The organism is Bacillus sp. es.034, from assembly GCF_002563655.1.
In the GTDB taxonomy this organism is placed as follows: Bacteria; Bacillota; Bacilli; order Bacillales; family Bacillaceae_B; genus Rossellomorea.
Genome location: NZ_PDIY01000001.1, coordinates 421062 through 436155 on the forward strand (window position 1 = coordinate 421062; position 15094 = coordinate 436155).

The window sequence follows — 15094 nt, forward strand, 5'->3', positions numbered from 1 at the left end:
AGCCTCCTTATTTTCCTTTGAAATCAGGTTTGCGTTTTTCCACGAAAGCCTTCATGCCTTCTTTCTGGTCTTCAGAGGCAAAAAGGAGATAGAAGTTCTTACGCTCATACTGCATTCCTTCATAAATCGAGGAATCCACGGCTTTATGAACAGACTCCTTGATCAAGCGAAGGGAAAGCGGAGGCTTGGCAGCCAGTTTCCTCGCAAATTTCTCTGTTTCTTCCATTAATAGCTCTTTAGGGATCGTCCGGTTGATGACTCCCCATTGGAGGGCCTGGGCGGCTGTAAACATGTCTCCTGATAACAGCCATTCCATGGAACGGGATTTTCCGATCAGCTTCGTGAGCCTTTGTGTCCCCCCTGCTCCCGGCATGACCCCGAGATTCACTTCAGGAAAACCGAAGCTTGCATCCTCCGCCGCGAATAAAAGGTCACAGCAAAGGGCAAGCTCAAATCCCCCTCCTAACGCAAACCCCTGGACCGCTCCGATGATCGGCTTCTTGATCCAAGCCAGACGGTCCCAATCGGTGAATTGATTCAAGAGCTCCAGATCAATGGCCCCGTCCTCTGCCATTTCATCAATATCGGCTCCTGCAGCGAACGCTCTCCCCCTGCCGGATAACACCATCACTTTCACATTGTCGTTCCGGTCAAATGCTTCGAAAGCATGGACCAGTTCCGATACCATGGGACGATTGATGGCGTTCAGGACTTTCGGTCTGTTCAGCTCGATGAAACCAAGTCCGTCCCTCTCGCTCACTACGATATATTCGTACTCTTTATTCATTCACTTCTTCGCCGATCATAAGGGTGACAAGATCTGCGGCGAAGCCCATAAGGTCCTTCCCGGAAGCTTTTCCTTCGTCGGATTTCATGGCTGCCTTCAGTGCTTCATGGCTTTCGTAATACATTTCACACATTAAGTAATATTTGCCTTCCCCACCCATCGGAGATCCGACAATGCGAGTGACATCCATCTTCTTCAAGCCGGGAATCTTCGCTGTGATCGGACCGTGGGTATTGAAATAGTGCTCATCGAATTTCTCTTTGTTTTCAGGGTGCTTATATAACGCGATTAGTTTTACCATAATGGAATCTCTCCTTTGATTTTCAGTAGTTTACTAGATTTTCACATCATCGTGGATATAGGTTTCATGGCTTCGAACGGGTTCCGGCACTGTTTGCAGTAGAGGATGCTTCTGCAGGCGGTGGGCCCGAACAGGTTCTCCATGGACGTATAAGGGGAATCACAGTAAGGGCAGTGAATCTCCCAATCTTCTTCCCCCGTAAAATGTTCCGGAGGCGGTGCAATGCCGAATTCCTTCAGCCGCTCCCGTCCATTCACCGTCAGTCGATCCGATGTCCATGGCGGAGAATAGACGAAATCCACTTGTATGGACCCTACGTCCAGTTGTTCCCTGCAAGCCTTCTCCACATTACCTTTAATGATGTCCAGTGCAGGACAGCCTACAAAGGTGGGAAGAAGCTCGATCACGAGACTTCCTTCCTGATGATCGACGCGATTGACCATTCCGAGATCCACAATGCTGATGGAATCGATTTCAGGATCTTTCACAGTTTGAAGAACATCTAAAACGGTATCAGTCATTTTCCTTCATCCTTTACCAGCTTGCAGCCGGATTTGTTTGATAGACTTCGCTTAAGGTCGAAAGTGCCGCATCCAGTTCAGGGGTGTGTTCACCTAAGCGTCCATTCCCCTTTTTCATGCTTACACTCGGTGGAAAGGATAGCTGACAGGACCTGAAGACCGGCTCGAGTGCGAGCTCCCAACGTTTTGTTAAACTTTCTTCCCCTTCGATCAAAGCCATAAGGGACATTTCTTTCCCCTTTGGCCCCAGGGTCAGCACTCCCGCGAATTCTTCCAGTACTCTTTCCATTGCCTTATTCATACGATCCCTTGCTTCCCCGCCTGCATTCATCAACTGAATGAACCAGGTTTTCCAGTGAAGCAGGTGATAGTACAATTCAGTGTTGATCTTGACGGCCATCTCGGCAAGTGGTTCATAGGAAGAATTCTTTAGCGCATCGATCCGCACTTTTTTCGCCACACTGTAAAAATAATGCCGCACCACAGCAAAGGCCCAATCATAGCGTGGTTCTTCCATGTAGTTTCCAGGACCGTTCACTTCTTCAAGGAGAATGGCATTTTTTCGTTCTGTCGCTTTCCGACCATGGGCGAGATGGTCCTGATCCCCTTCTCCCAACTCTTCAAGCAGCTGATAAAACATGGTCGCATGCCCCATTGTGTCCTGGTTGATGGACGAAAACGCGACATCTTCCTCGATATGGGGAGCGAGCCCCAGCCATTCAGATCCCCTGTAAGCAAGGATGAAGTCGTCATCGGCCAGCTGATAGAGGAGGCTCAAGAGGGCTTCCTTATAATCTCTATTCGGAATGTCCTGTGGACTTTTCACGTTCATTTCTTCTTCACCAACTCTCCCCATGACATGATTTCTTTCTCATCCAGCATTTCCTGTTCGTACTGTCTCCACTTCTTTTTCAAATAGCCGTATCCCTTGGCGTTACGGTAATCTTTATTATCAAGGCGGGAGACGCTCTCTCTTTCTTCGGGCGTCATCATCCGTATATCCGACCGTTTCACGACCCATATATCCGAAACAGGCTCCCGTCTCATGAAATTCTCCTGAGCCATCACCATGGCAAGCTCATGGTTGGGTGCAAGCAGACTGAACTGATGCTGCATCTGTGCCCCGTCTGACCGTTTACTGAAGACTTCAAATTCCTGATAAAAGTTCTGACCCTTGTCTGACATCTCTTCTCATTCCTTTCTAGCTTACTTGGTCACCAGGGCTTAACGCTTCCCGGACCCACGCATTGTTATCGTAGGATAATTCCCTTAAACGGAGGCGGTCCTTCGATTTCGGCCCTTTGTTGCGGATGATTTCCTTAAAGCGGCTCCAGTCGGGCTGCTTATAGATCCATAAGTCCTGTTCTTCATCAAAGTACATGGTTTCATCCGGAAGCGTCAGACCCAATGACAGCATTCTAGGAACATATTTTGTGAAAAAGTCCTGACGAAGCTGTTCATTGGTTTTCGTGCGAATGTTGTACTTGATGGTAATATCCTGCTTGGAAGAGCCCGTTGTCTTCGCGTCGCCGGGGCCAAAGAACATCAGAAGCGATTCCCACCAACGGTCCACCGCATCCTGGACCAACGCCTTCTGATCCGGTGTACCTTCTGCGAGGGCCATGATGATTGCCTCACCATGCTGGGCATGGAATACCTCCTCGGCACAAATCCGTTTCAGGGCCCGCGCATATGGCCCATATGAAGCATGAAGCATATTCGTTTGTGTAATGATCGCCGCCCCGTCCACGAGCCAGCCGATCAATCCCGCGTCTCCCCAGGTCGGTGCCTCCATATGAAAGACGTTATGAAACTTCAAATCCCCGGAAAACAGATCCCTCATGATATGCTCTCTCGTTTTCCCATAAGGCTTCATCAAATCTTCCGCTACACGAAGCAGAAGCTGTCCGTGCCCCATCTCGTCCTGAACCTTTGCCATGATCCCCAGTTTTCTTCTGAGGGTAGGTGCTTTCGGGACCCACTCCTTTTCAGGTAGTGCACCCATGATTTCACTGATGCCGTGCATGGATATCAGCTTGATCAGCGCATTCCGGTATTCATCCGGCATCCAGTCATCTGCTTCGATCTTTTCGTCATTTTCGATCTTTTTCATAAAATGAGCCATACGCTCATCTTCCGTCAATGGTTGATTTGTCAATACGTCACTCATTGCAGGTCCTCCTTTATCACGTCATTACCACGTTACAGTAAATTCGTGTGATAACTATTTTTCTCAAAAAAATTTATTGAAGCATGGCCTCTCCTCTGAGATCGACAATCCGGATCGCTTTTCCCTCTGAGCGGGGGATTTCCCTGGGAGCTTTCACTTTGACATCCATGGAAACGTAGCAACGATCTTTCATCAGCCCCTTCACTTTTCTTTCCAATTCATTCAGGCGGTCATGATGTAAGTCGTTCGATACCCCATTAAAACATTCATCCGTCACTTCAACCTGCAACTCCACTACATCCAGTGCCCCTTTTTTCTTTAAGTGAACCTGATAATGTGGTGCAAGCTCATTTATCTGAAGCAGAAAATGCTCCATTTCCGATGGAAACACGTTCACTCCCCTGATGATGAGCATGTCATCGACTCTTCCTTTCACCCTGGACATCTTCACCGTCGTCCGTCCACATGAACAGGTCCCATGCTGGATCGAAGCGATATCCCCGGTCCTGTACCGGATGATTGGAAAGGCTTCCTTCGTCAAGCTTGTAAACACAAGTTCCCCGACTTCCCCTTCCGGCAGGGTCTCTAACGTATCCGGGTTAATGACTTCCACGAGGAAATGATCCTCTGCAATATGAAGGCCGTCCCGCGCTTCATGACATTCCATGGCAACCCCGGGTCCGATGACTTCACTTAACCCGTAGATATCGCATGCTTTAATATCCATCTTCCGCTCCAGCGTCTTCCTCATTGAATCCGACCAAGGCTCGGCCCCGAAGATTCCATATTTCACAGAAAGGGAAGCCGGATCTTTTCCTTGTGCCTCCATGGATTCAGCTAAATTGAGAACGTACGAAGGCGTACCGCATATGATGGACGGCTTGAAGTCTTCCAATAAGGTGATTTGCCTGGACATGTTCCCTCCTGACACCGGAACCGTGATCATCCCGAGCTTCTCACTGCCATAATGAAGACCAAGGCCCCCGGTGAATAAACCATATCCATATGCGTTATGCAGGACATCTCCCGGTTTCCCGCCTGCCATGCTGATTGCCCGTGCCACGATTCCGCCCCACATCTCAATATCATTCTGGGTATAGCCTACGACTGTGGGCTTCCCGCTCGTACCGCTTGAAGCATGGACCCTTACCATCTCCTCGCGCTCTACGGCAAACAGGCCGAATGGATAATGATCACGAAGGTCTTTCTTGATTGTAAGCGGTAACATTTTTAAGTCTGACAAAGACTTTATATCTTCCGGCTTGATGCCCCTTCTCTCAAACTGCTCCCGGTAAAAGGGAACTTTCTCATAAACGACTGAAGCAACATGTTGCAGTCTCTCTAGCTGAAGGCGCTCCATTTGCGATCGACCGGCGGTTTCAATCTCATGCAAAATCAATGTATCGGCCTCCCTGATATGATATAAAAATATATTTATATAACGTTATTAATTCGTTTACTTAAATATGTGTTATATTCAACTACTCAAAAGATAACGTGTCTGCTGAAAATTGTCAATATATTTTCAGAAAATTTAATCAAAGTACATTTTATGTCATAGGGGACCCGCCGGTAGTAGTAATGGAGAAATTCAGAGTTGGAGTGCCACATCATGAACAACCACTATTCTCCTTCCCTTTTTCAAAAAAGAAGGACATCTCACACCAATACAGAAATCTTACATAGGACAAGTTCTAAAAGGAGGCCATAAAATGACCACATTTGAAGGAACAAAGGAAATACAGGCATTAGAGTTGGAAATCATTGAAAAGAAAAGGCAGCTTGCACAGCTACGCAAAGAACAAGCGCCGCAAAAGGTTGAAAACTACCTCTTTTTAACAACTGATCAACAAACCGTTACACTGGAGGAACTTTTCAAAGATAAGGATGAACTTATCATCATCCATAATATGGGGAGGAATTGTCGCTATTGTTCCATGTGGGGGGATGGCTTTAATGGGGTGTATCATCATTTGTTAAGTCGTTGTGAATTTGTTCTATCCTCTCCAGACGACCCGGACGTTCAAGAAGACTTTGCAGCTTCAAAAGGGTGGTCCTTTCCACTTGTATCATCGAAAGAAAACACTTTTTCACAAGATCTCGGGTTTAAAAACGAGAAAACCTCCATGCCTGGAGTATCCACTTTCAAAAAAAGTGAAGAAGGTATGATTTATCATTGCAGCTCTGCTTACTTCGGGCCCGGAGACGAATATTGCGTCATTTATTCTTTACTGGATTTATTACATGCTCCATCAGAAGATTATGTCCCTCAGCTGAAGCATAACCTTCGTTCATCCTTTCAGCTCACTCATAATGTTGCAGTTGGAGTGAAGCATTACAGTGAAGCGATTCAATTTTACACGAATATCATTGGAATGAAGGTTGAAGAGCAAGGACAAAAGGAAACAAAGTTCTCGATGAATGGGCGGAATTTCTTCATTGAAGATAGTGATCATAACACCGTGCATTTCGAGTTCGCTGTGGATGATTTTGATAGAAGTAAGCAAAAGCTCCTGGACAGCGGCTGCAGGATAGATCATGTCTATCATTCGAAAAGTGAAATGATATCGGATCCATTTGGATTGTCGTTTCATTTGTATGAGGTCCGAAAAAACAATTAAATATAAAAAAGCCTGCCTTGAAATCATCCAAAGCAGGCTCTTTCCCAATTATTCAGTTGCCGGTTTAAGGATTGTCTCTTCCTTCTCAGCTTCTTCCTGTAATTCTTTATCACGTTTAATCTTCCCGTTTCCGACCGACAGGGCCACTCCCACGCCGATGGCAATGAAGATCAGGCCTGTTAAGAAGACGGTGGTGAATGCATCGGACCAGGCGGTTTCAATCGAAGCAATCACGATGCTTCCGATTTCTTTCGGTACTTCCAGTAATCCCGGGGTCACGAGGAGTCCGAATAGTGCATCCGTTTTTTCGCTTAACCCGCCAAGGATCTGAGCTGCAGCAGGATTATCCTGCTGTGCCGCTACATCCTTCATATTTTCCTGAAGGGATTGATTCATCACAGCATTTAGTACCGTGATCCCAATCGTCCCCCCGATGGAACGGAAGAACGTTGCAGAGGATGTGACGGCTCCCAGTCTCGATTTAGGGAATTCATTTTGAACCGCGATCATAAGGGTCGGCATGACAAGACCCATTCCAAATCCCATCACGATCATGTACATATACGCTGTATATTCCTTCGATTCAGGACCCATCGTACTCATCAAGAAGAATCCAACCACTGTGATCAGCATTCCTGCCGTCAGGACTGTACGATATCTCAGTCTTAATAATAATCTTCCGCCGATGATACTCGCCGTGATCAAAGCGATCATCATCGGTGTCATGGTAGATCCCGCTTGAGTAGGCGTCACCCCGAGGATCCCCTGCATGAACATCGGTACGAACATGATCGCACCGAACATTCCTAATCCGAGAAGGAACCCTAAAGCATTCGTTGTGGCAAATACCCGATTTTTAAACAGAGTTAAATCAAGGATTGGTTCCTTCGCTTTGTTTTCAATGAACCCGAAGACCAGAAGCAAGACGATGGATCCGCCAAATAGCATGAAGCTTGTTCCTGAAACCCACTCGAATTTATCCCCACCGAAATTCAGTCCGAGTAATAAGAGGATCAATGCCGGGATCAGGGTGATGATTCCCAGGTAATCAATGCTTACCTTATCCGTCGGGCGACCGACATTTTCATATTTCAAACCGATGAATAATAGAAGGGCTGATAATAATCCAAACGGTACGTTGATCAAGAATATCCAGTGCCAGCTGATTGTATCGACGATGAATCCGCCAATGAACGGTCCGATGACCGAGCTCAATCCGAATAAAGCCCCGAACACACCCTGCCATTTCGCACGCTGCTCAGCAGTGAAGATATCTCCAATGATGGTTTGGGATAAAGGCATGATCATACCTCCTCCGATTCCCTGAAGGCCCCGATACAGGACAAGTTGCTCCATGGAATTGGCCGTGGCACATAACCCTGACCCGATAATAAAGATGATGACTCCGATCAAATACAATAATCGTCTGCCATATAAATCCGATAATTTCCCCACGATCGGTGTTACCGTTGTGGAAGTGATTAAGTAAGCCGTGGTTACCCATGCAAAAATGGAAAACCCGTTCAATTCTGCAATGATTGTCGGCATCGCGGTCCCGACCACCGTTTGTTCAAGGGCACTAAAGAACATCCCGATGATCAGACCGGTCAGAACCAAACGTTTATTTATCCCTGGTTGTACTGACATATATTTCTCTCCTTATTCTTCTGTATTGTTCTCAATAGCTGCAGCGAGCTTTTCGTAAATCGTTACAAGCTGATCGACATCGGCCTCATCCAGATAGGCGAGGTACCGGGAGAAGATTCCCCTCCTTACCTTTTTCGCCATCTCGAAAACCTCTCGTCCGCCTGTTGTAAGCTCTAACTTTACAATCCGGCGGTCATTCTCATCTCTCTGCCTCGAGACCAAATCATTCTTAAGCAGGCGATCGATCATGACGGTGATCGCACTTGGCTTTACATCTAACTTCTCAGCCAGCTCCGTCGATTTCATTTCTTCTGAAGTCGACAAAAGATAGAGTATGAAAAACTGAGGACCTGTTAAATTCATATCTTTCAATGCAACCGCCATTTCCTGCTGAATATGACGATTCGTTACGTGAAATGCTGTAAATAAGCGATCTATATATGAGTGCTGGATCTGTTCCAGGTCCAAGATCATCCCCCATTTCTATTCAATCGTTTAATATTTAACCTGTTTAAATATTAATCACCTTAGGTAAAAAAGTCAATCAATTTTTCTCCCCTATTTTATTAGCAAAAATATCAGAAAACACGCATTATAAAAACTTTTATACGTAAATGCTTTCATAAGAATTTATCATTTACATGGGGTTATACACTCTTTATAATCGGGTTGATTGTTTTTCAAACTACCGTCATTCAAAAGGAGCATACTCCATGATGAAACAAGTTCAATCATTATTAAACATATCTCTTGGTGCGTTTTTAATCGCATTGAATATACATTTTTTCCTTTCACCGAATAAAGTGGGCACAGGAGGGACGAGCGGGGCAGGCATCGTACTTTCTCAATTTATGGACCTGCCTGTAGGCGTCATCATGTTTACACTGGACATGTTATTATTCATTCTCGGCCTCATATTGATCGGTCCGGGTTTCGGATTGAAATCCGTGTTCGCCAGTTTCTCCCTCAGTGGAATGGTTTGGGGATTGGAGGTATTCCATCCTCTTCAAAACCCGATCGGACATGACGTCCTGATTCAAATTGTCATCGGGACGCTGATCGGAGCTATCGGAGTCGCCATGATCTTTAATCAGGGCGCTTCCGCCGGCGGTACAGGGGTCCTGGCGAAAATCATCCACAAATTCACCGGACTGGAACTGGGACGGGCCGTTCTTGCTTCGGATGTTCTGATTGTCCTTGCGTCTGCCTGGTTCTTCGGACTGCAGGTCGGACTATATGCATTTTTTGGTTTGTTGCTCAAGGGGCTGATGATCGACCGCACGCTTCAATTTTTCAATGAAAGCAAAGAAGTGGTCATCATCAGCGAACACAGCGAAGAAATCAAGGAGTACATCGTTGGTGACCTGGAAAGAGGAGCTACTGTCCATTCGGCCAAGGGTGCCTTTTCTGATGATCAGAAAGAAGTCATCACGACCATTGTCGGACGCAAGGACTTCTCCAAGTTGAAATCATATATTCAATGTACCGATGAGAAAGCATTCATTACGGTTCACAGCATGAACGAAATCTGGGGAAATAACTTTAAATCATTTGCTTAAATGGGCTGATACTGAAATCAGGTGTCTTTTTCTAGAAGGCACCCGATTTTGGATCACCCTCTTTTTCATATATGATAGGAGAAGGAAATATTCGATTGAATGGATGATACCGTGAAGAAAAGACAGACAACAGAACGAAAAGTATATAGCCATCTAAAAGACGCCTTATTGGCGAGGAAGATCGCACCCGGTACCCAGCTGGTCGAGCAAATCATCTCTCAGAAGATGGCTGTCAGCAGGACTCCTATCCGCCATGCGTTGAAACGGCTGGAAGCAGAGGGGCTGATTCAGATCATTCCGAACCGGGGCGCATTCGTCGTCCATCCTACCAGGGAGGAGATCATTTCTTTTTTTGAATTGAGGAAAGAAATCGAATTCCTGACTGTAAAGTACGGCCTGCCTAAAGTTAGAAAATCCGATATGTCCAAGCTCTATTCGTTTCTTGAAGAGGAACAGGAAACGTATAGACAAAAGGATTTGTTAAAATACGTCGAGCTTAATAAGCAATTTCATTTGTTCCTGGCCGAAATAAGCGGGAATAAATTCCTGATTCGCTACATGGATGAAATGCTTACCCAGTCCAATGTCTATTTGTTTTTATTTGATGTGTTCTATCATGTGGAGCCCGGGGAAAACGTCCGCTTCCGGGAGCATGAGGAAATGGTAAAGGCTATCGAAAACAAGGATCAGCAGACTCTCCTGGAACTAATCGACCTTCATATGAAGCATAGTTTCGATGATCTCCGGTTAGAGGAAAATGGGTATTCTTCGTTGGAGTCCGTATTGGAAGAATCACTTTAATAACGCAAAAAAGGGTTCAACGTCAAATGTTGGGGTGAAGTGATTGTTGCTTCACCCTTATCCAATATGTGAACCCAACCTTTTATACTTATGTGTTAATAATATTTTAGCTCGAAAACGCGTAAAGCTTCGAAATCCAAATGCGTTTCGCTTCATCACTTTCGTTAAGTTATTGATTCCCTCCAAAAAGCCATTGGAGTAGTTGTACATAAAGCTATTTAAGATTTCAATCTGCCAATTTTTTAAGGTTTGCGCTGCTTTTTGAAACTCTGGTATGCCAGCCTCATCAATAGCTTTGTAAAAGGAATATAAGTCATGTTTGGTTTGTTGGATGTTCTCTTCTCCATTTTGTTTAGCCTCATCGAACCAGTGACAGAAGAGCTCTTTCAATTCATAAGCCTGCTTTAATTCAGGGGACATATCCAGGTACCGTTGAAGATACCATCGATTGTCCTCTGTTAACTTACAAGACTTTTTATAGAATACGTGGCGCATTTTTTTGCATTTCTTCCGATCGTAGTCATGCCAGCTGGATTGAACTCTTCTCCTTACGTTATCAAGAGCCCAATAAATATACCGAACAAAGTGAAACCTATCCGCCACAATAATAGGCTTCCCAAGTGCTTGCGTGACAGCGGCTTTAAAAGATTGACTCATATCCATGACGACGACTTCTACCTGAGCGCCATACTTTCTAAGATAGTGCTTAATCGTGTTTTTGTACCGATTCGGAAGGATGTCGATGGGTTCTTTGGTGATGCCATTTGCGATGATGAGCTGGTACTTACCCTCTTTGGTATCGCCTTTGTATTCATCAATGGCAATGACCTTAGGCAATTCCTTCGCTTCCTCGTTAACCGTTTCCTTTGCCAATTGATCAAAGCGCCTGACGACCGTTGAAGAGGATGTTCCATACACCTCTGCCGTTTCCTTGAAGGTTTTGCCTTTAATACTACGAATTTTAACCGCTTGGTTCAGTTCGAGAGATAACCGTTGGTATCGTTTCACAAAGGGATTCTTTTCCGCAAACTTCTTCCCGCAAGGGCAAGCGTACCTTCTTCGTTTGTAAAAGATGAGTGTGTGTCTTTCAAACAGTTTTAAATGCTTAATTTTTTGTGTCCGATAGTCGTGAATCTTATGGGTGGAAGTAGTACAAACCGGACATCTGTGAGCTGTAACTGGCATTTCTACATAAATACAAAGTCTCGCTTCCACTTCTTCCATTTTCGTAACCAATGTATCTTCAAAACCCGGTAAAATTATGTTAGAATTCATTATGCACGTATCTCCAATCTATACTTGTTTCTCGACAACTCAAGTATAAAAGACTGGATGATTACGTGCATTTTTTATGTTCAAATTGTGTAAGAACCCCAACAAATATTATAGAACCCAAAAAAGCCGAATCCCGTTACTTGCGGGATTCGGCTTTTTTCATTAGAACAATTTCGTTGTCCAGTCTTCACAGTTCCATACTTCCGTCGCTACATCCTGGTAGAAGTCAGGTTCGTGGCTGATTAAGAGCACGGTGCCTTTGTATTCCTTCAATGCCCGTTTCAACTCTTCCTTAGCCTCTACGTCCAAGTGATTGGTCGGTTCATCGAACACAAGGACGTTCGATTCTTTGTTCATTAATTTGCATAGGCGCACCTTGGCTTTTTCCCCACCGCTCAGCACCTCTACCTTGCTTTCGATATGCTTCGTCGTCAATCCGCATTTGGCAAGGGCTGCACGCACTTCTGCCTGATTCATGGAAGGAAACTCATTCCACACCTCTTCGATGCACGTGTTATTATTCTTTGATTTGATTTCCTGCTCGAAATAACCGATATGAAGATAGTCCCCGAGTTCCACTGAACCGGAGATCGGTTTGATTTCCCCGAGGATGCTCCGTAATAGAGTCGTCTTCCCGATTCCGTTGGCTCCTGATAGAGCAATCTTCTGACCACGCTCCATCTTGAGGTTGAGAGGCCTTGATAACGGTTCATCATACCCGATCACAAGATCCTTCGTTTCAAAGATGACCCGGCCGGCGGTCCTCGCTAGTTTAAAGTTGAATTCCGGCTTCGGCTTTTCTGCAGACAGCTCGATCATATCCATCTTATCAAGCTTCTTCTGACGGGACATGGCCATGTTACGGGTGGATACGCGGGCCTTATTACGGGCCACGAAATCCTTCAACTCCGAGATTTCCTGCTGCTGCCTCTTGAACGCTGACTCTAACTGCTGCTTCTTCATTTCGTGAACACGCTTGAATTCGTGATAGTCTCCCGCATAGCGATTCAACTCTTGATTTTCCATATGGTAGATCAGATTGATGACACTATTTAAGAACGGGATATCATGAGAGATCAGGATAAAGGCATTTTCATATTCCTGAAGATAGCGTCTCAACCAGTTGATATGCTGCTCATCAAGATAGTTGGTAGGCTCATCGAGTAACAGGATGTCCGGCTTTTCAAGTAAAAGCTTTGCCAGCAATACCTTCGTCCGCTGTCCCCCGCTTAAATCGTGGACATCCTTATCCAATCCGATATCATCCAATCCAAGTCCACGGCCGATTTCTTCCACCTTGGCATCAATGATGTAGAAATCATTATTTGTCAGGGCATCCTGAAGGGTCCCGGTTTCCTCGAGCAATCCTTCCAGTTCTTCAGGAGTGGCGTCCCCCATCTTGGCAAACAGCTCATTCATTTCTGTTTCCATATCAAAGAGGTATTGAAAGGCCGTCTTCAACACGTCCCGGATCGTCATCCCCTGCTTCAGCTTCGCATGCTGATCCAGATACCCGATGCGGATCCTCTTCGCCCATTCGACTTTTCCTTCATCCGGCTCAAGCTTTCCTGTAATGATATTCATAAATGTAGACTTTCCTTCCCCGTTGGCACCGATCAAGCCGATATGCTCACCCTTCAACAACCGGAAAGAGACGTCATTAAAAATCGCACGGTCGCCGAAACCGTGAGTTAAATTTTTGACTGTTAATAAACTCATGTCGTAAACACCTTTTCTTTCTATACTAAAATTCGCTCTCTCTATTATAAGGGTCCTTTTGCTTAGAAGATAGGGGGAAATGAGCTGGTGTTTTTTTACTTCCCTTTACCCGATTGCCCCCGCAACGTCATAATCCGCGGGATCGAGATCAGTCGATTCACCCATCACCAATTTGGCAAGCTCCGATCCAAGGTATGGACCAACCGTCAAACCCGATGCCCCAAGACCATTTGCCACCCAGACATCATCAAGCCCCGGCATCGCTCCGAAAACCGGAAGGAATCCAGGAGTGAACGGTCGGAACCCCACTCTTGTCTCTACTACTGTTCCATCGCTGATTCCCGGTGCAACGTCCATTGCTTTATGAAGAATTTCATGCAGCCCTCCAGCGGTTACCCGTTGATCAAAACCAACATCATTTTCATGAGTGGCCCCTGCCACGACTTTTCCCTCTGGGAAGGCAAGGAGGTATTGATCATTTGGGGGCATGACGACGGGCCATTCCCCCGTCTCTCCCCCTCCCATTTCCAGATGGAGGATTTGTGCTTTCTGGGAGGTTACAAGAAAGTCTATTCCGAGAGGCTGAAAGAGTTCCTTCGCCCAGGCGCCGGCTGTAACGATCACCCCGTCCGCCTGAAGCATTTCATCCGCTATTTTGACGCCAGTGATCCGGTTTTTTTCGTGTAACAATCCGGCATCCCCTTGTCGGAATGATGCCCCATACTTTTTAGCCCCGTTCAAGAGTGCATCCCGCAGTGCCCTGCCATCTACCCGGGCAGCGCCACTTACGTGTACAGCCTGGAACTCTTCTGATAGCAACGGAAAGCGCTGACTTGTTTCTTCTGAAGTCAGAAGCGTCAGCTCACCGATTTCCGGAGCTTCCTCCCTGCGTTTCTCCGCTCTTTCCATCATTTTATGGAGTTTATGCACCTCCGTGTGGAGACTGATAGCCCCCACACGTTTATAACCTGTTTCAGTCTCGCCGTCTGCTTCAAGCTGTTCGATGATGCTCGGATAATAATTCGCCCCACCCTTTGCCAAGCGATACCACACTTTATTCCTGCGCTGTGACAGCCATGGACAGACGATTCCTGCCGCTGCATCCGTTGCCTGTCCAGCGTCCTTCCGGTCAATAATCGTGACATCCGCTCCTGCCTTCGCCAGATGATACGCCGTGGAAGCCCCGAGAATACCTGCCCCAATGATCATATATGATTTCATGCAAAACACCTTTTCAGTCCATTTTTTCTTTATTTTACTTGAGAAGAAGGGCGAACTCAATGGCTGCACGTTTTAGTGGGCGGGAATCCGCTTGTACCTGGTACAAGTTGCCCTTTTTGTACCAGGTACACAATCATCACCACACCGTACCAAACCAAAAACCACCATCAATTCCAGACAATTCTCACTACTTTTCCCGAAATAGATTGACAAGTCGTTTTGATTCATGATAAAAATTGTATAACCTAATATTGAATAAGCTTTGAAGGAAACCAGTAGCGAACATTTCCCTGTTTAAGAGAGCCGGTGGTTGGTGTGAACCGGTACAAAGATGAAGCGAATTTCGATTCCGGAGCTTCTTTTGACGAGATCAAAAGACGGGTAAGACCGTTATGTGTGAAGAGTGATGAGAAACATTTTCTCATAACTAGGGTGGTACCGCGATATCCAAATCGTCCCTACGATATGTAGG

15 protein-coding genes and 1 other annotated feature are annotated in these 15094 nt (G+C 45.9%); of the genes, 3 read left to right on the forward strand and 12 right to left on the reverse strand.

Annotated elements, in window-relative coordinates; genetic code table 11:
• Positions 1-7: 7 nt before the first annotated feature.
• The 7 genes from ATG71_RS02145 to ATG71_RS02175 all read right to left on the reverse strand — a co-directional run bounded on the left by ATG71_RS02145 (position 8) and on the right by ATG71_RS02175 (position 5178).
• Positions 8-787, reverse strand: coding sequence for an enoyl-CoA hydratase/isomerase family protein (locus ATG71_RS02145; protein ID WP_098438308.1), 780 nt, complete (start codon positions 785-787; stop codon positions 8-10).
• Complete coding sequence (locus ATG71_RS02150) at positions 780-1088, reverse strand: EthD family reductase (RefSeq protein WP_034760972.1); 309 nt, start codon at positions 1086-1088, stop codon at positions 780-782. The genes ATG71_RS02145 and ATG71_RS02150 overlap by 8 nt, the downstream gene beginning before the upstream one ends.
• Before the next feature lie 41 nt (positions 1089-1129).
• Positions 1130-1609, reverse strand: a complete 480-nt coding sequence (gene paaD, locus ATG71_RS02155) for a 1,2-phenylacetyl-CoA epoxidase subunit PaaD (RefSeq protein WP_098438309.1) — start codon at positions 1607-1609, stop codon at positions 1130-1132.
• A gap of 13 nt (positions 1610-1622) precedes the next feature.
• The gene (paaC, locus tag ATG71_RS02160) at positions 1623-2441 is read right to left on the reverse strand and encodes a 1,2-phenylacetyl-CoA epoxidase subunit PaaC (protein WP_098438310.1); all 819 of its coding nucleotides are present in this window, start codon (positions 2439-2441) and stop codon (positions 1623-1625) included.
• Positions 2438-2794: a 1,2-phenylacetyl-CoA epoxidase subunit PaaB gene (gene paaB / locus ATG71_RS02165; protein WP_098438311.1), complete on the reverse strand. Its 357-nt coding sequence runs from the start codon at positions 2792-2794 to the stop codon at positions 2438-2440. Before paaB ends, paaC begins: the two co-directional genes overlap by 4 nt.
• A 16-nt stretch (positions 2795-2810) precedes the next feature.
• Positions 2811-3779: a 1,2-phenylacetyl-CoA epoxidase subunit PaaA gene (paaA, locus tag ATG71_RS02170; RefSeq protein ID WP_098438312.1), complete on the reverse strand. Its 969-nt coding sequence runs from the start codon at positions 3777-3779 to the stop codon at positions 2811-2813.
• Positions 3780-3852: 73 nt separating this feature from the next.
• The gene (locus ATG71_RS02175) at positions 3853-5178 is read right to left on the reverse strand and encodes a phenylacetate--CoA ligase family protein (RefSeq protein WP_098438313.1); all 1326 of its coding nucleotides are present in this window, start codon (positions 5176-5178) and stop codon (positions 3853-3855) included.
• A 313-nt stretch (positions 5179-5491) separates the two neighbouring features.
• Between ATG71_RS02175 and ATG71_RS02180 the strand changes: the two genes are divergently transcribed.
• Positions 5492-6400 carry a DUF899 family protein gene (locus tag ATG71_RS02180; protein ID WP_098438314.1) on the forward strand — a complete coding sequence of 303 codons (909 nt, stop codon included), beginning with the start codon at positions 5492-5494 and terminating at the stop codon, positions 6398-6400.
• Positions 6401-6448: 48 nt separating this feature from the next.
• On the opposite strand, the gene ATG71_RS02185 is transcribed toward ATG71_RS02180, so the two are convergent.
• Together ATG71_RS02185 and ATG71_RS02190 are read right to left on the reverse strand one after the other, a co-directional pair.
• A complete protein-coding gene (locus ATG71_RS02185) occupies positions 6449-8047 on the reverse strand; it encodes an MDR family MFS transporter (protein ID WP_098438315.1) in 1599 nt (532 codons plus the stop codon).
• 12 nt (positions 8048-8059) lie between these two features.
• A complete protein-coding gene (locus ATG71_RS02190) occupies positions 8060-8515 on the reverse strand; it encodes a MarR family winged helix-turn-helix transcriptional regulator (protein ID WP_179886432.1) in 456 nt (151 codons plus the stop codon).
• A 245-nt stretch (positions 8516-8760) separates the two neighbouring features.
• Here ATG71_RS02190 and ATG71_RS02195 point away from each other — a divergent pair, with 245 nt between their 5' ends.
• Together ATG71_RS02195 and ATG71_RS02200 are read left to right on the forward strand one after the other, a co-directional pair.
• The gene (locus ATG71_RS02195) at positions 8761-9606 is read left to right on the forward strand and encodes a YitT family protein (RefSeq protein WP_098438317.1); all 846 of its coding nucleotides are present in this window, start codon (positions 8761-8763) and stop codon (positions 9604-9606) included.
• Between the two features lie 111 nt (positions 9607-9717).
• The gene (locus ATG71_RS02200) at positions 9718-10407 is read left to right on the forward strand and encodes a GntR family transcriptional regulator (RefSeq protein WP_179886433.1); all 690 of its coding nucleotides are present in this window, start codon (positions 9718-9720) and stop codon (positions 10405-10407) included.
• Positions 10408-10464: 57 nt separating this feature from the next.
• Here the strand turns inward: ATG71_RS02200 and ATG71_RS02205 are convergent, their stop codons facing one another.
• The 3 genes from ATG71_RS02205 to ATG71_RS02215 form a co-directional block, all read right to left on the reverse strand.
• Positions 10465-11682, reverse strand: a complete 1218-nt coding sequence (locus ATG71_RS02205; protein ID WP_098438319.1) for an ISL3 family transposase — start codon at positions 11680-11682, stop codon at positions 10465-10467.
• A gap of 162 nt (positions 11683-11844) precedes the next feature.
• Positions 11845-13401 carry an ABC-F family ATP-binding cassette domain-containing protein gene (locus ATG71_RS02210; RefSeq protein WP_098438320.1) on the reverse strand — a complete coding sequence of 519 codons (1557 nt, stop codon included), beginning with the start codon at positions 13399-13401 and terminating at the stop codon, positions 11845-11847.
• A gap of 105 nt (positions 13402-13506) precedes the next feature.
• Positions 13507-14622, reverse strand: a complete 1116-nt coding sequence (locus tag ATG71_RS02215) for an NAD(P)/FAD-dependent oxidoreductase (RefSeq protein WP_098438321.1) — start codon at positions 14620-14622, stop codon at positions 13507-13509.
• 253 nt (positions 14623-14875) lie between these two features.
• Positions 14876-15085, forward strand: a binding site (T-box leader).
• The last annotated feature ends 9 nt before the right edge of the window (positions 15086-15094 follow it).